This is a genomic window from Butyricimonas faecihominis (assembly GCF_033096445.1).
In the GTDB taxonomy this organism is placed as follows: Bacteria; Bacteroidota; Bacteroidia; order Bacteroidales; family Marinifilaceae; genus Butyricimonas; species Butyricimonas faecihominis.
Genome location: NZ_AP028155.1, coordinates 3,828,078 through 3,844,585, shown reverse-complemented (window position 1 = coordinate 3,844,585; position 16,508 = coordinate 3,828,078). Strand labels below are relative to the sequence as shown.

General features: G+C 43.2%; 13 protein-coding genes. 4 read left to right on the top strand and 9 right to left on the bottom strand.

The genetic code is table 11. The features are described from left to right. Positions 1 to 53: 53 nt before the first annotated feature. The 9 genes from R8806_RS15860 to R8806_RS15820 all read right to left on the bottom strand — a co-directional run bounded on the left by R8806_RS15860 (position 54) and on the right by R8806_RS15820 (position 11,399). Positions 54 to 1,217 (bottom strand): FecR family protein, encoded by a 1,164-nt coding sequence (locus R8806_RS15860; RefSeq protein ID WP_124317233.1) that lies wholly within the window; start codon positions 1,215 to 1,217, stop codon positions 54 to 56. Positions 1,218 to 1,290: 73 nt separating this feature from the next. Continuing rightward, positions 1,291 to 1,848 (bottom strand): RNA polymerase sigma-70 factor, encoded by a 558-nt coding sequence (locus R8806_RS15855; RefSeq protein WP_151412231.1) that lies wholly within the window; start codon positions 1,846 to 1,848, stop codon positions 1,291 to 1,293. A 168-nt stretch (positions 1,849 to 2,016) separates the two neighbouring features. Next, a complete protein-coding gene (locus R8806_RS15850) occupies positions 2,017 to 4,308 on the bottom strand; it encodes a S9 family peptidase (RefSeq protein ID WP_124317508.1) in 2,292 nt (763 codons plus the stop codon). A gap of 201 nt (positions 4,309 to 4,509) precedes the next feature. Further along, on the bottom strand, positions 4,510 to 5,160 hold the full coding sequence (locus R8806_RS15845; protein WP_124317507.1) for a flavodoxin domain-containing protein: 651 nt from the start codon (positions 5,158 to 5,160) through the stop codon (positions 4,510 to 4,512). A 79-nt stretch (positions 5,161 to 5,239) separates the two neighbouring features. Beyond that, complete coding sequence (locus R8806_RS15840) at positions 5,240 to 5,926, bottom strand: hypothetical protein (RefSeq protein WP_087419737.1); 687 nt, start codon at positions 5,924 to 5,926, stop codon at positions 5,240 to 5,242. A 56-nt stretch (positions 5,927 to 5,982) separates the two neighbouring features. Further along, positions 5,983 to 6,210: a hypothetical protein gene (locus R8806_RS15835; RefSeq protein WP_087418996.1), complete on the bottom strand. Its 228-nt coding sequence runs from the start codon at positions 6,208 to 6,210 to the stop codon at positions 5,983 to 5,985. A 9-nt stretch (positions 6,211 to 6,219) separates the two neighbouring features. Beyond that, positions 6,220 to 8,277, bottom strand: a complete 2,058-nt coding sequence (locus tag R8806_RS15830; protein ID WP_124317506.1) for an acetate--CoA ligase family protein — start codon at positions 8,275 to 8,277, stop codon at positions 6,220 to 6,222. Between the two features lie 82 nt (positions 8,278 to 8,359). Further along, positions 8,360 to 9,379 carry a class 1 fructose-bisphosphatase gene (fbp, locus tag R8806_RS15825; RefSeq protein ID WP_206513592.1) on the bottom strand — a complete coding sequence of 340 codons (1,020 nt, stop codon included), beginning with the start codon at positions 9,377 to 9,379 and terminating at the stop codon, positions 8,360 to 8,362. Between the two features lie 271 nt (positions 9,380 to 9,650). Beyond that, a complete protein-coding gene (locus R8806_RS15820) occupies positions 9,651 to 11,399 on the bottom strand; it encodes a fimbrillin family protein (RefSeq protein ID WP_167513922.1) in 1,749 nt (582 codons plus the stop codon). Positions 11,400 to 11,577: 178 nt separating this feature from the next. Between R8806_RS15820 and R8806_RS15815 the strand changes: the two genes are divergently transcribed. From R8806_RS15815 to R8806_RS15800, 4 genes are all read left to right on the top strand, one after another. Beyond that, positions 11,578 to 12,522, top strand: a complete 945-nt coding sequence (locus tag R8806_RS15815; RefSeq protein ID WP_124315700.1) for an Rpn family recombination-promoting nuclease/putative transposase — start codon at positions 11,578 to 11,580, stop codon at positions 12,520 to 12,522. A 90-nt stretch (positions 12,523 to 12,612) separates the two neighbouring features. After that, entirely contained in the window at positions 12,613 to 13,878 is a 1,266-nt protein-coding gene (locus R8806_RS15810) for an aspartate kinase (RefSeq protein WP_124315701.1), read from the top strand. A 10-nt stretch (positions 13,879 to 13,888) separates the two neighbouring features. Then, positions 13,889 to 14,596 carry a glycosyltransferase family 2 protein gene (locus R8806_RS15805; RefSeq protein WP_124315702.1) on the top strand — a complete coding sequence of 236 codons (708 nt, stop codon included), beginning with the start codon at positions 13,889 to 13,891 and terminating at the stop codon, positions 14,594 to 14,596. A gap of 19 nt (positions 14,597 to 14,615) precedes the next feature. Further along, the gene (locus tag R8806_RS15800; protein WP_124315703.1) at positions 14,616 to 16,325 is read left to right on the top strand and encodes a hypothetical protein; all 1,710 of its coding nucleotides are present in this window, start codon (positions 14,616 to 14,618) and stop codon (positions 16,323 to 16,325) included. Positions 16,326 to 16,508 lie beyond the last annotated feature (183 nt).

Genomic DNA, 16,508 nt, shown 5'->3' with positions numbered 1-16,508 from the left:
TGTTATGTCTATATAACATTTTGCGTTAAAGAGATTAGGAAAGACCAATTAGCCTAATCTCTTTTCTTTTGTACATAGACGATTTTGCGTTCTACTTTAAATGATACAGAAGTTGAGGATTCAATAACGGCAAGCAAAGACTCTAACGAGACGTCGCTTGACACATCTCCGGTATAGTACTCTTCCTCAAACACTTGTTCCCGAATAACGGTTACATCATAATACCGGGACACCCGTTTCAAAATTTCCGTTAACGAGGCATTCCTAAAACTGAAATTACCGTTCTTCCAAGCAACATAATGTTCCGTGTCACACTTTAAAACTTGAATCTTAGCCTGCACGTCATACATATTCACTTCTGCCATATGCCCCGGGGTAATTATCCGGGATTCCCCTTTTCCCGCCGACACTTCCACGAGTCCCTCTACCAAAACGACAAAACTTTTTCCTTCATCCTCGTACGTGTTCACGTCAAAAGTTGTCCCCAGAACCTTCACATCCATCTTATCCGTACTCACGATAAAAGGACGGGTACTGTCTTTGGCAACCTCGAAGTATCCCTCGCCATGCAAACTGACCTCTCTTTTATCTTTACCGAAAGACACCGGGTATTTTATTTTTGAATCCGCATTCAGCCACACTTTCGTCCCATCCGAAAGAACTAAATGGTAAAATGTCCCTTTCGGAATAATCAACTGGTTAAACTCCAACTCCTTCTTATGCAAAGAATCCGGTCGAACATACTCCAAACGATTCCCGGAATAAAGTTTTGTCCCTTTATCCAATTTTACCTCATCTTGCTCTACGTTCGAAATATCCACCACTTCTCCGGTTGACAATACAAGACAAACATTATTTTTCCGTCCCTGTTCTGCCAAAACAACACGTTCCTCTCTTGCACCTCCCAACCATAACCACAACCCACTTGTTATCAACAAACAAATACTCGCCGCAACAGTCACTCCCACTCTTATATTTCTCCTTCCCTGTTGTTGCCGTTTCTTGAAATCTTCCCATTTCATATCAACATCCACCCCGTCATACCGTTTTTCTAACTCTTCCGTGGAAATTTTTTGCAGGTTTAAAAAGACACGTTCTCCCTCCTTAGATTCATTCCTCCATAAATCCAACTGTCTTCTCTCCAAATCATCCAACCCGGTAATCCGTTCTTTACAGATTAATTTAGCTATGAATAAATACTGACTTATCTCTTTCATCTAACTCTCGTTTCCCCAATAACGATCGAGAGAAAAAACAGTATAGGTGAAATTTTTATTTTTTTCAAAAAAACTATGACAACATGGTAATCATTAAAAATAAATGCCCCAATGATTTATTCAACTCCCTATAAGCAACCGATTTATGAAATTTCACAGTTGTTTCACTTATCCCCATTTCCTCCGCAATCTCTTTATTCTTCTTGCCCTCTAAATGTAATTTTATCACGGCCTGCACTTGAGGAGTTAACGATTTGATCGCTTTATGAATCAAGAAACGACTCTCTTCATCTATGATTGCCTGCATCAAATAATCACTTGTCTCCCGTTCCTTCGAATACTCACTTGAATAACGTTCTTTGATTTTTTCATGACGAATATAATCCAGACACTTGTTTCGAAGAGTTCGATAAATAAAAGCCTGCAATGCCATTTCTGAATCAAACACTTTTAAATGTCGGGACCAAACAATAATGAAAGTTTCCTGCACAATATCTTCCCGTACATACGAATCATCAATAAAACGAGAAGTAAAGGCAAAAAATTTGGGGAAATGCTCTTTAAAAAAGTGCTTAAAAACAAGCACTTCCCCATTCAAAAATCGAATATACTCACCTCGTTCCTCTGTCATTAAACGATCCTTTTTTGATAATTATTTTCGACAAAAAATTATTAGTAATTCAAAGATAACATTTTTTAGCTTAACCTAATTATCAGGTACTTGATTTTTTTTCACCTATCACACTTTAACATCTTCCTTGAAAATGTAAAAGATCAAAAAAGGATCGTTTAATCATTATCAATCAATGCTACTCATATCGACATTATCTAGTCTCTGACCCAAAAGATTTTCAATAAAATAATACCGGATAAGATTCACATAATAAGGAGAACCCAAGCCGTGGTCCGCCCCGGGAATAAGCATCAAATCAAAGCGTTTATTCGCTTGCATCAGAGCATTGGCCAAACGAATCGTATGAGCCATATGCACGTTAATATCCATATCCCCCGTTATTAACAGTAACTTTCCTTTCAAGTTTTTAGCCAATTCGATCGTCGTAGGAATTTTGGATTCAAACGAATACATCACGCTATCCTGTTTCCCCACTTTCTTCTCATGCATTTTCACGCCATGATAAGTTTCACCCCACCATTTCGTATATATATTATTATCATGATTACCGGATGCAGCAACCGCAACTTTATAGAAATCCGGATACGTCAGAATAGAGGCTGCAGCCATAAAACCACCTCCGGAATGTCCGTAAATACCCACCCGGTCCAAATCAATAAAAGAATATCGGTTAGCCAACTGTTCGATCACGAACTTACAATCCGCCAAAGCGTAGTCCCTCAAATTTCCATACCCGAAACAATGGTAATTCCGTCCCCGGGTAAAACAACTCCCCCGAAAACCGACATTAATCACGATAAAACCCAACTGAGCCAAAGACTCGTTTCCATTATCATCCAACGTGAAAGACTGTGGAACAAAATTCTCTTGCGGTCCCGGGTACACGTTTATGATAATCGGGTACTTCCGTGTCGAATCCATATCAAACGGCTGGTACATCACACCATAAAGATCTGTAATCCCATCAGCCGCTTTCACCTTTACCCGCTCCGGTTTCCTCCATCCCATCTCGTACAACAAGCGCAAATCAGGACGTTCCAATTCCATAATTTTCCTTCCCTTCGTGTCTCTTAATTCGGCAATCGGCTCCTGATCCGCCCGGGAATAATTATCAATCAAATATTTTCCGTTCTTGGCCAGATCAATCGAATGAAACCCGTCTCCGGGAGTCAACAACGTCAAATCGGAACCATCAAAATTCACTTTATAGAAAAGACGATACTCCGGATTTATTCCCTTCTCCCGACCATACCCCTCAAACACGAAACTACGTCCCAACGTGTCCATCTCCGTAATTCTCCCTGCCACGAAATCCCCTGTTGTCACCCGATTCTTTAACTGTCCGTCCTTGTTATAAAGATAATATTGTCCCCAACCGGAACGTTCCGACCACCAAAGAATATCCTCCCCTCCATTCAGAATTCGACATTCAAACAATTGCTCTGTAAAATGCGGTTCACAACGTTCGTGAATAATTTCAAAAACCTCTCCCGTACGGGTATCTACCCGGCAAAGATCCATCTCGTCACACGTCCGGCTCTTACGGGTAAAATAAATATATTCCGGGTACTTATTAAAATCAAAAAGCATCACTTTCACCTCCTGATCCGGATATTTCGCAATATCAACCACCTGATGCGATCTCTTCTCTGCATCAAACAAATGTAAATCATACGTGTAAACATACTTTTCCCCCGGCATCGGAAATTTATAAGTTTTCAACGTCGGACGGGGCTCTGCCAGATGATCAATCAAATACCCCTCCCCCACGTTCCGACGATCCTGCCGCAGACAATAGAACACCTTGGAATCCCCCGACCAAGTAATTGATGCCCCTTCCTTCTTGTCCGTATCCTTATCCCGCTGAAAAGAATATGAATAATAACGTTCTCCATCCGTTGTTAACTGGTAAGAAGTTGTGTCTCCTTTTTCCTGTATATACACGTTATGCTTGTAAGCATACACCATATAATTACTATCCGGCGACCAGCGTTGCCAGTAAGGAACCCGGCTAAAACTATTCTCTTTTCTTTCCCGTGAATATTCTTTCAAGACATCACGTTTCACATCGTATTCAAAATCTTTCCCATACTTGGAAAACATCAGTCGATAAGGATTATCCCCTTCAAAACGGAACCCTCCCAATTTAAAATCCCGAACATCTTCAGTTTTACCTGTCAATTCCGCTAATCTTGCGGCAAGCCGTTCCGTCGAAAATAATTTTTGCTTTTTCCCCTTCTTGGCATCCACCAAATAATACACCGTTCCGTCACACGTCGTGTAATAATACCAGAAAAAATCAGAATTCCCGATCCACGAAGGATAAACCGATAAACTGTGGACATAATCAGAAAGATTTCTCTCGGAAAATTTGGCACAAGCTTTAAAATCCGCCTTTTGTGCGAATACACTACTCCCCATCAAGAAGAGTAGTATACATACAATACTTCTCATCATGTTTAATACATTTTGCGTTCTACATAAGCACGATTACACGGTAAAGACCAATAAACCATGAAACCGCTTGCCTCAAAAGTAACTCTTTTTTCAACAAATTACCGCCTATACCTTAAAAATAAAATAAGGATGTAACAAAAAACTTTTATCACATCCTTATTTCCCAAATTCCAATACAGACCTAACAGTCGCCACAAACGATCAAATCCTTTCGAATTCCGGTAACACCATATCCAACCATTTGCTTATTCGAGCATCCGTTTTTTCCGATTCAAAATCTTCATCCAAAGGTAGCCCCACAAACAGATCATCGATCACGGCAGTGGAATCCTCGTACACGTACCCGTCCGTCGAAGTCTTTCCCACGAGAGTTCCGCCAAGTCCAGTCACCAATTCCGCCATGTACCCCATACCATCCACGAAATTCTTCGGGTAGGTCACGTGATCACCCAAACCGACAAGAGCCACTAAACGATCTTTCAAGGAAATCTTACGCATACTCGGGAAGAACTTGGCCCAACGATCCCGCTGTTCCCTCTCCCAAGTGCTACGTCCTAGAGAAGAACATACCAGTATCAAATTCTTGTAGTCCAGCAACCGATCCGCTTGAACATCATTCACGCAAAACATATCCACCTTATCCGCTCCAATCTTCTTCTTCAGCATCTTAGCAACCCGGTGAACACTTCCCCCGGCGGGAGAATAAAAAATCCCCAACCACTTCATCTCGCTCGTCCGCTCATCCAGCAGATAGTTCCCTTCCAGATCGGCCGTCAAACGTAAAGGACTATCCTCCTCCACGCCCTTTTGATTCGAACCCGGTTTCTTTTGTTCAATCTTATTTTTATCCATAAAAATATAGTTTATAGTGATTAAACCATTATTATCAACTATAAACTATACGGTAAGAAAGACGAAAAGTTATAGACGTCTATTTTTTATGCGTGGCAATTGCTAACAAAACTCCTAGGACAACCCCCAGCAGGGCTGCAAACAAAACCCGCATATCACCCGGCAACAAGAAGGTGATCGTGTGAGCCGGGAACCAGAAAAAAGGAATCGTCTTCTTGAAAACGAAATTCCACTGTACCCGCCAATTCAAATTTGCCATGATCTCCCCCATCTTGATCGGGGTAAAGAAACCGGATAACGTCCCACCATGACTCAGTATATGCGTATCCGTGATCTTATGCAACGTCATAAAAACAGGAGCGAAAATCGTGTTCTGTGCCACGGAAATACAGAAGGCCACGAACACCTTATCCCACGATAAACTCTCCCCCATCACCGTAACAGCATTTTCCATACCCATCGTCTTCAAAAAGACCGGAACCCCGCTTGAGAAAATCGTCATTGCCATACTGATACCCATTCCCAGCACACCCCACACGATAGCACGGGGCCAGATCCCGAAACCTTTCCGATTATACACCCCGGCACTGATCCTCAACCCGATACATTCCCCTAGTGTTGACAAGATTGCGAACTTCAAAAAGCTCATAATCATACCATGCTCGGCATTAAATGTTTTATAAAAAGAATACACGGCATCAGACACGAAGAAAGGCAACAGGCATACAATAACACACCCGATAACAATAAAATCACTTTTTTTCATCACACATACTTTACCCGTTCCCCGGAAAACCACGCCCTTCCGGGGCATCTTAAACATTATTTTTCTGTACTCTCGCTTGACGCATCCGTGTTCCCGTCCTCCGGACCTTGGTTCAACCGGGCGTCCTTATTCACTTCCTCCTTGGGAGAGGAATAGAAGAAATCAAATCCTTTTTTCCAACCGCTACTGATACGACCAAAACTTAGGAGTATTGCCAGCAGCAATACTCCTATTATAATGATCATTTTTCTCTCTTCCTTGCTATAATTTTTCCAAGCTCGCATGAGAAATTCCTATTTCTCGATACGGATACGAGCATCTACAGCCACCACGTTATCTTTATTTCCCAACAACGGGTTCAAGTCCATCTCGAAGATTTCCGGGGCAACCTTCACCAAAGCAGAGATTCTCATCACGGCCTCGGCAAACTTATCCTCGTTCACGGGTTCCTGTCCGCGAACACCTTGTATAATCTTGTAAGATTTCAACTCTTTAATCATGCCATGAGCCTCGTCTTTAGACATCGGGGCCAATCCGGCCTTCACGTCTTTCAACACCTCGATAAAGATACCTCCCAACCCGCAAAGTACCATGTGACCGAACTTATCATCTCGTTTAGCACCGATAAACACTTGCGTTCCGCTCAACTGTTGAGCCAGCATGATCGCGTACGTATCCTTGATCTGCATCATCCGCTTGAACTCACGACGAACAGTCTCCTCGTCGCTCACGTTCAACACGACTCCACCAACATCCGATTTGTGGATCGGTCCAACAACTTTCATCACCAGCGGGAACCCGATCTCTTTTGCCATCTTAACAATCTCCTCCTCGTTATCAGAAACTCCCTCTTTAGCTCTCGCTACCCCGGCAGCATCCAACAAAGTATGAATCTCGTCCGGAGACAAATAACCGTTTTGCGCGTTATTCACCACCTCACGGATCTTCTTCACGTCCATATCGGGCATTTCAAAATGTTCTGGTTGCGGGGCTGGAGTCTTGTAAATCTTACACAAGGCATTTCCAAACAACACCTCATCCGGGAAATAAACACGACCTTTAGACACGAACTCCGCGATCTCGTCCTTCACGATCTTGGAAGAAGGGAATATCGGGAAAATCGGTTTCTTGCTCGTCTTCATCTTCTCGTCAAGTACCCTGTACACGTCGAACACGGGGAACAAACCGGGGCTACCGAAAATAACCGCCATCCCGTCAATATTGTCAAAATCCTGATCACAAGCATCCAAAATATATCCTAATTGTTCAGCCGTACCCGTTGCCAAGAAGTCGATCGGGTTACCCACGGACGACCCGGCAAACAATTTCGTCAATAACTCCTGCGCTTTCTCGCCTTCAATATGCGGAACATCCATTCCACCGTTAGAAAGAGCATCCGTCAACATAACGGCAGGTCCACCGGCATGAGTCACGACAGCCATGTTACGACCTTTCATCTCCGGGTGCATGAAAATTCCTGCAACCGTCATCAACTCGTCACGCCCGTTACAACGCACGATACCAGCCTTGCGGAACAAAGCCTCCACGGCAACATCCGAACTGGCTAAAGCTCCCGTGTGAGAAGAAGCGGCACGACTTCCGGCAGCAGAACCTCCTGACTTAACGGCAGCGATCCGGCATCCCTTGCGAATCAAAGAAGACGCGTGCTTCAACAGCTTCTCCGGCTTTTCGATGCTCTCCACGTATAATAATTTTACACGAGAACTCGTCTTCGGATCAAACGACTCGTCCATGTATTCCAAAATCTCCTCTACACCTAATTGAGCTGAATTACCCACGGAATACATGCTATTGAATTTAATTCCTTTTTGCATCCCGGAGTCCATTATAAACAATGCCGTTGCACCAGAACCGGAAATCAAATCCACCCCTTGCGGGTTCAGTTCCGGGATCGGACTCGTGAACACCCCACTGTAATGGTTTGTCAAGACACCGATACAGTTCGGTCCGATCAATGATCCACCTACCGAATTAATCGTCTCCACAATCTGGCGCTCCAACTTGGCTCCCTCCTCGTTCTCTTCGTGGAACCCGGCAGAAAGGATAATAAATGCTTTCGTGTTCTTCTGTTTAGCAAGCACTTCCACGGTTGACGGGCAGAATTTAGCGGCAATCGCTAAAATAGCGCAATCCACCTCCGGAAGATCCTTCACGTCACGATACGCTTTAATTCCCTGCACTTCATCCATCTTCGGGTTCACCACGTAAAGCGAACCTTTGAAGTTCCCGTCTTGCAAATTCCGCAACACGGTACCCCCGGGTTTATGAATGTCGTCAGAACCACCCACAACCACAATGCTCTTTGGCTCAATTAATTGTTTTGCTATCATATATTTCGATTTATTTTTAACTTCCTCTTTAATTTCAAATGGATGATCGCTGTTACAATCATCCATTTGAAGTTTTTTATTCCTAGATATTATTGAAGAATGTCAGAAACTCCTGTACTTTCTGTACCATCTTCTTCGAGCCCGTGTACAACGGCACCCGTTGATGGAGAGCCTCCGGCTTTATCTCCAAGATTCGTTGCTCCCCGTCCGTGGCCAACCCTCCGGATTGTTCGGCGATAAACGCCATCGGGTTACACTCGTACAACAATCTCAACTTTCCTGTCGGGTGAGAACTTGTCTGCGGATATAAGAACACCCCACCTTTCAACATATTCCGGTGGAAATCGGCTACCAAAGACCCGATATAACGGGACGTGTACGGCCGGTTCGTTGCCTCATCTTTCTCCTGACAATACTTGATAAATTTTTTCACACCCACGGGGAAATTCACGTAATTACCCTCGTTGATTGAATATATCTTTCCGCTTTCCGGTGTTTGCATATTCGGGTGAGACAAACAGAACTCCCCGATAGAAGTATCCAGCGTGAAACCATTCACCCCGTTACCGGAAGTATACACCAACATGGTTGATGACCCGTAAATCACATAACCGGCAGCCACCTGTTCCGTTCCGGGCTGGAAGAAATCGTCCATCACGAGCGGTTCCCCGATAGGAGAAATACGTTTATAAATAGAGAAGATCGTACCCACGGAAACATTCACGTCAATATTTGACGATCCATCCAGCGGGTCCATACAAATGATGTACTTCCCGTCCTTACTTAATCCTTCCTCGAAAACCACGATGTCCTGATTTTCTTCAGTAGCCACCCCACAACACTCGCCACTCGCCCTCAACTCATCCATAAAAGTTTTGTCGGCATAGACATCCAACTTCTGTTGGTCCTCTCCTTGCACATTGATTGAACCCACCTTTCCAAGTATATCTACCAAACCAGCCTTATTAACCTCCCGGTGAACCTTTTTGGCAGCGATACCTATGTGGTGCAAAAGTCGTGAAAATTCTCCGGTAGCCCCGGGAATCTCGGCTTGCCGTTCAATAATAAATTGATTTAAAGTTGTAACTTTATGCATTATCATGGTTATGTGTTTTAATTTTTTTGCAAATATAAAGTTATAATCTTTAATTTAAAAGGTTTGCGGGTTTTATTCCGCTTCTTCCTTTCAAATCCTTACGCGTATAGCCTAAATTCACGGAGAGGCCTGCAATCGATGACGAAACATCAATCTTCTCTCCGCCGTATACCCTTTATCACGAAGATAAAGCGTTCCCCATCAACATTATGACGTATCCATATTGATACTCAAGTTCATCTTAAAGCATTACGTCAATCCATCACGAGAAGTTTCATCAGTAGGCACGAACGGCTCGGACTTCCGAGATTGTACTAATCTTCGTAGAATTATAATCACCTATTTCATATTTATAACCAGCATTATCAGTATATTTTTTATCACGCAACACTTCTGTTGAACTACTGTACACCTCTATCGATATTTCCACTCCCTCCTGTTCGCTAATTTTGGTATTCAACATATCTTTATTAGCAACAACACATCTTATTTCATTGTATGCCGGAAAATACCATCCATTTCCCAAACCACGACAAGCTATAAAAGCCGGGTAATTCTCCAATTTATCATTATTTAATTCTATAAAATTCTCCAACGCAACCATATTCTCTCTACCATTATTTTCATCACTTGCACCCACCGATAGATTTGCCCCTTGGGCTCCTTTTTCACACCAAGCCAATTTTCCTAACGATTTACTTGCCACCATTCGCCCCCTATAAGCATTAATTCCTTTTACATCCGTCACGAAAGAAGATGCATTTTCATCATATCCCGTCACTTTCCCCACCGCAAAAATCACCCCATCTCCCCAAGCATCCCCGACCTTCGGGGCCACCAAAGACAACTCGTCTAAATTATCTCCTAGCAACTCCTTATCTTTAAAATAATAATCAAACTCATCTCCCGTCACTGTATGGAAGTGAGCTTTATTTAATCGTAAAGTTCCACCTTCAATCTCTCGTGGAAACACAAATTCCATCTTATTATTCGCCACGGGAACATTCCGCACTTCTCGGTCGTGATGTTCAGAAGACAAATACAAATCCGCTCGATCAACCACCACCCCATTTGAAACATCCGTTAACGTTACCACCACGTTCTGCCCATCTTCAATCACGACATCAATTGGTGGCTCCGACTCGTCCCAATCTTCAACCTGAATGCTAACCACCACATCCTTATCTCCCGCCCCCGGATACCGATTTACCAAAATATTACACTTATATAATTTCCCCTTCTCCAATGGCATCCCCTCATTCAGGACAGTGTATGACTTTTCCTCCCCGCCCAGCAAGAAATGAAACAAAACCCTATTCCCCTCAATTTTTTGAGGCAAAACAATTACTTCAAAATCTTCTGCCACCCGTGCCTCTATATCGTCAACGGCATTACCTAACGTCAATTCACCCGTGGCAATATTGAAATTTCCCTCCTGAATAACATTTACAACTTTAAAGTCCGTTATTTTATTCAGATCAACCGTCTCCGGGGTATCCGTTTTGAAATGAAATTTCATTTTAGCAAACTGATGGCAAAAATTCAATGTAATAACTTTTTCCACCCCCCGATAACGTTCTTCCGATTTCACGTAAAGGAAATCAGAAGACAACAAAGCTTCCTCTGTCTCCTGAACGTTGGGTATGGAAACCGGAACAGCCAAAAGATCCGCTGGGACGCTCTCCATCCCTTTACAATAAAATCCATATATATTTATCGGGTTGTCCGGGTACACGTGTTTCTCTCCGTCTGCAAAACTCAAACTACCATCCGCCTCACTATTCATCAGGTAAAAATCCTCGTTTGCTGGCAAACAAAGCTCTTCCCCTTCCTGTTCCACGATATACAACCCCACCTTATCCCCTACATTAAGTCCCGCCCTCGACCCTATCTCGGCTTCTTGCATCTTGAGAATATCCACTTGAAAACAAATTTCCTTCTCTTCCGATTCTTTCGTGATCATACGACTACACCCGCAAAGAGCTATCAAGCCCATAAAATACAACAACCAGCTTTTTTTCATCATTCCAATTTTTATAATTAATACCATAACACGCCATTCCTAACAGGTGAGATCGCTTGTAAATATATTAAAAAATAGCTACATTGTTTCATTTATAATTATTTTATCACCACATTTCATTAAAATAGATTGATTCCACTTTTTTTCGTACATTTGTATAATACTATTAATACCAAAAACCATGTCAAGATACAATCTCATCCGGTTCGATTGGGCCATGAAACGCTTATTACGTGATAAAGCAAATTTCGTCGTATTAGAAGGATTTTTGAGCGAATTACTACAAGATAACATCAAAATTCATCGAATCCTAGAAAGCGAAGGTAACAAAGAAGACGAGTCCGACAAATTCAACCGGGTTGACGTTTTGGCTGAAAACAACAAAAAGGAACTCATTATCATAGAAGTTCAAAACACCCGGGAATTATATTATTTTCAACGAATGCTATACGGTGTCTCCAAAGCCATCACAGAATACATTCATGAAGGTGACCTTTATGCTGAAGTTCGAAAAGTCTATTCCATCAATATCGTATATTTCGATTTAGGACAGGGGAGCGATTACATCTACCGTGGAGTAACCGATTTTAGAGGAATTCATTCAGGTGACACCTTACGTCTTTCAACCAAACAACGGAACACGTTCGTGAAAGAAAATGCCGGAGAAATCTTTCCGGAATATTACGTCCTCCGAGTTAATGAATTTGATGATCGGGCCAAAACACCTCTTGACGAGTGGGTCCGTTTCTTGAAATCCGGTATCATTGACGAAAACACCACGGCTAAAGGCTTGCAAGCAGCAAGAGAACGGCTACGTGTGTCAGACATGAGCGAACAGGAACGTCGTGCTTATGAACGCCACATGGACAACATCAGAATCCAGTGGGATGTCCTAACCACTGCACATGGGGAAGGATGGGACGAAGGAAAAGCCGAAGGAAGAGCTGAAGGGAAAGCTGAAGGCAAGGCCGAAGGATTAGCTGAAGGAAGGGAAAAAGGCATTCAAGAGGGCATAGAACAAGAGAAAAAAGAAACCGCCAAAAAATTACTCGAAAAAGGTATTCCGGTCGAGACCATCATGACATGTACCGGATTATCCTTAACGGAAATACAACAATTACAATAAACACGAAAAGACACGTCTTTAACGCCTTATTTTGCATTTTACAATTTAAAATTTACTTTTGTTTCGTGTTACTTTTTAATCGGTACCTAAATGAAAGTTTTTAAATTCGGGGGAGCATCCGTGAAAGATGCAGCAGGGGTAAAAAATCTCTCTTCAATTGTTCATCAACAGCAGGGACAACTTATCGTGGTCGTTTCAGCTATGGGAAAAACGACTAATTTGCTAGAAACATTATGCAACGCCTATTTCCACCGGGACTCGAAAGTCCCCGCCATCATGAAAGAATTAAAAGACTTTCATCTAAATATCGTGACCTCGTTGTTCCCTTTGAATGCCCCGGTCTACAAGCACCTAGAAGAATTATTTATAAACCTAGAAAACATACTGGCAAGCGAATCATCACTATGCTATGATTACGAATACGATCGCATTATCTGTTTCGGGGAACTGATCTCCACGACCATCATTTCCGATTACATGGAAATGGAGGGAATCGAGAATCAATTCATTGACATTCGGAAATTTCTCAAAACCGACCAAAACTATCGTAACGCGAACATAGACTTGGAACTTTCCGAACAACTTTGCAAAGAAGCATTTGATTTCAACACATCGTCCACGTTCGTCACCCAAGGCTTTATCGCCGGAACCCGTACCAACCAAACCACCACGCTAGGACGGGAAGGATCGGATTACACGGCCGCCCTTTTGGCTAACTTGCTAAATGCCGAGAACGTGACGATCTGGAAAGACGTGCCGGGAGTGATGAATGCCGACCCGAAAGAATATGAAAAAGCACAAGTGATCAGCCGGATGTCCTACAAAGAGGCCATCGAGCTGTCCCATTTCGGGGCAAAAGTCATTCATCCGAAAACCATAAAACCGATCCAGAACAAACAAATCCCCCTCTACGTGAAATCCTTCCTGCACCCGGAATCCGAGGGAACCGTGATACAAGAGATTGACGAGCATCTAAAGTTACCCCCCATCTACATTAACAAAGAAAATCAATGCTTGTTGACCCTCACCCCGAGAGATTTCTCTTTTATCGCGGAAGAAAAATTAAGCCACATATTCGCCGTGCTGGCCCAATATAAATTGAAACTGAACCTGATGCAAAACTCCGCCATCAGCTTTTCTTTCTGCGTGGATTGCAACAGCGCCGTGTTCAACGAATTTCTGGATCAACTCCGGGAAGAATTCGAGGTACGCTACAACCAAGACGTGAAACTCATCACGATCCGCCATTACAACGAGGAAATCATCCGGGAGATCATCGGGGATACCCCCTCGCTAGTCGAGCAACGTAGCCGCACGACCGCCCAGTTCGTGCTAAGGAATCATGTATTACAATAACTCCCGCGGCATGAAACATAAAACGCTGTCCATCATCATTCCAGCCTATAACGAGGCCCGAACTCTTTTCACGTTACTGGAAAAAGTTCACCACACACGACTAGTTGAAAATATCCAAAAAGAAATTATCGTTATAAACGACTGTTCGAAAGACGAAACGGAGGCCGAAATTCAGCGTTTCATGGAAACGTATCCCGATTGCCCCCTTCAATACCACAACCAACCTTACAACCAAGGCAAAGGAGCGGCTCTGCGGGTCGGGATTCAAAAGGCCAGCGGGGAGTGGACCGTCATACAGGACGCGGACCTTGAATACGAACCAGAAGACTTTAACCCGTTACTGACATGGATGATCGAACACGACGGGAAAGTTATCTACGGGTCCCGCTTTCTAAACAAAGCGAACAAACACTCCTACCAGCGATTCTATTTCGGTGGCAGGCTATTATCCATCATCACGAACATCCTGTACGGGCAACACTTGACGGACGAACCGACCTGTTACAAAATGTTCGACACCGCACTACTTAAATCCATCCCGTTAAAATGCACCGGATTCGAATTTTGTCCGGAAGTAACAGCCAAAGTTTGTCGCAAGGGATACAAAATAAAGGAATTACCAATCCACTATTACCCCCGGAGCATTGACGAGGGTAAAAAAATAAACTGGAAAGACGGGGTCATTGGCATCTGGACCCTAATAAAATATCGTTTTTAATTTAAAGAATAATTTTCGTATGGGAATTTTTAATAAAATAAAACCGACTACATGGATTTATCTTTGCCTCGCAATCATCGGGTGCGTATTCATTGTGAATTATCTGGAAATATTTGATTTCAAACCGGATCTGAACGGGGATAACGTTTACTATTATGCCCTAGGAAGAGCCATTGCTGCCGGGAAGGGCTACACGAACATCATGTTTCTGGAAGAAACCCCTCATTCCCATTTCCCTCCGGGTTACCCCTTGTTTAACGCCGGAATTTTACTTTTCACCCATTCCTACACGGCTCTAAAAATAGCAAACGGCATCTTATTCGGGTTGTCCATCCTCATCCTTTTTTTCCTCCTAAAAAGAATTTCGGGGAATTTATTCGTCGCCCTGTCAACCTGCCTGTTATGCTGTATGCAACAGGCATTACTACGTTACTCCACGATTGTCATGAGCGAAATGCTATTTACCTTCCTCACGCTGGGAGTCCTGTACCTGATCTCGCTGATCGATATGGACCACCTGTTCTATAAAAAGCGCCCCCGTTCCCAGATCATTTATTTCATTCTGATGATTATCGCGCTGAATTACATCTATTTTGTCCGGACCATGGGGACATCCATCATTCTGGCAATAATAATTTACCTCGGTATTCTTTGTACCCAAAAAATCCTCACGTTCCTCAAAAGCAAGCGTAAAAACGACGAGATAACCATACAGGCCGACAACAAACGGGTCCTGTTCAGCCACCTCATTATCTTATGCGTGGTCATCGCATCCTTTGCAGGGGCAAAAACAGCTTGGGACATACGGAATAAAAGCATTGGAGTCACGAGTAGTGACTATCTCCATGATTTCAAAAAGAAACCCAAGGGTGAAACCATGGTCACTTTCTCGGACTGGACAGAACGTATCGAAAACAACCTAGTCAGCTACGTGGGCAAATGGATTCCCACCGCCATCATTTCCGATGATCCCGGATTCGATGAAAAAGTAACCACTTCAGGACTGATCGAGGGAATTTGTATCCTTATCGTCGTCCTGATCGGATTGATCGCACTGAAAAAAATGCAATTACTCCTGTTCCTGTACATCGGCATCACGATGGCCGTACTCATGATCTGGCCGGAGCAATACGCCGGACACCGCTATTTTATCGGAGTTATTCCCCTTTTCATATTCTTGTTCCTGAACGGTTGTCTCGAAATCATGAACACGATCACCAAAAAACTTTCATTTGGTAAATACCAACACGTGATTCCTGCAGGAGGCCTGATCGTGTTCCTCGTGTTCTTCATGTTCCCGCACTACGCGAAAGCCTTGAAACCGCAACAAAATTTTGCCACATACAAGCAATGGAATGAAAAAATTGCCGATGCCGCCTTCGTGGAATACATCTATGCTGTCAACTGGTGTAAAAAGAATCTGCCCGAAGAAGCCCGCATCGCCTGCCGGAAACCGGAACTTTTTTACCTCTTTTCAGGCGGCAGAAAATCGACGTCTTTTCCCCAATATGCCAAAGAGGACGACCTATTCAAACGATTCCAAGAACAAAAAATCTCTCACGTGATCATCGACCGCTGGTTCCGCCACGGGTATGTCACCGTGTACCCCATGGTCAAAAAATATCCGGATTATTTCAGACCGCTCATCCAGATCGGGCAGAACACGAAACAGCAACTTCCCACGTTAATTTTCCAATTCCTGCCGGGAGGCCAACCACAAGTTCCGTAGTTTAGTTCAAAGAAAAACGAATCATACTTCTCATGTCGGGTGAAAAATCCGACATGAGAAGGTATATTACAGGACAACAAACCGTTGACCCGAAAATTTTATACCATAATCCATTATCATATCCTCATCAATAACGGACCTCTTTCGTATAAAGCGCTATTAGAACGCTATTAAATCCCTATT

Coding starts and splice junctions, on each gene's coding strand:
- R8806_RS15860 (WP_124317233.1), bottom strand. CDS start 1,217: ATGAAAGAGATAAGTCAGTATTTATTCATAGCTAAATTAATCTGTAAA.
- R8806_RS15855 (WP_151412231.1), bottom strand. CDS start 1,848: ATGACAGAGGAACGAGGTGAGTATATTCGATTTTTGAATGGGGAAGTG.
- R8806_RS15850 (WP_124317508.1), bottom strand. CDS start 4,308: ATGATGAGAAGTATTGTATGTATACTACTCTTCTTGATGGGGAGTAGT.
- R8806_RS15845 (WP_124317507.1), bottom strand. CDS start 5,160: ATGGATAAAAATAAGATTGAACAAAAGAAACCGGGTTCGAATCAAAAG.
- R8806_RS15840 (WP_087419737.1), bottom strand. CDS start 5,926: ATGAAAAAAAGTGATTTTATTGTTATCGGGTGTGTTATTGTATGCCTG.
- R8806_RS15835 (WP_087418996.1), bottom strand. CDS start 6,210: ATGCGAGCTTGGAAAAATTATAGCAAGGAAGAGAGAAAAATGATCATT.
- R8806_RS15830 (WP_124317506.1), bottom strand. CDS start 8,277: ATGATAGCAAAACAATTAATTGAGCCAAAGAGCATTGTGGTTGTGGGT.
- fbp (WP_206513592.1), bottom strand. CDS start 9,379: ATGATAATGCATAAAGTTACAACTTTAAATCAATTTATTATTGAACGG.
- R8806_RS15820 (WP_167513922.1), bottom strand. CDS start 11,399: ATGATGAAAAAAAGCTGGTTGTTGTATTTTATGGGCTTGATAGCTCTT.
- R8806_RS15815 (WP_124315700.1), top strand. CDS start 11,578: ATGTCAAGATACAATCTCATCCGGTTCGATTGGGCCATGAAACGCTTA.
- R8806_RS15810 (WP_124315701.1), top strand. CDS start 12,613: ATGAAAGTTTTTAAATTCGGGGGAGCATCCGTGAAAGATGCAGCAGGG.
- R8806_RS15805 (WP_124315702.1), top strand. CDS start 13,889: ATGAAACATAAAACGCTGTCCATCATCATTCCAGCCTATAACGAGGCC.
- R8806_RS15800 (WP_124315703.1), top strand. CDS start 14,616: ATGGGAATTTTTAATAAAATAAAACCGACTACATGGATTTATCTTTGC.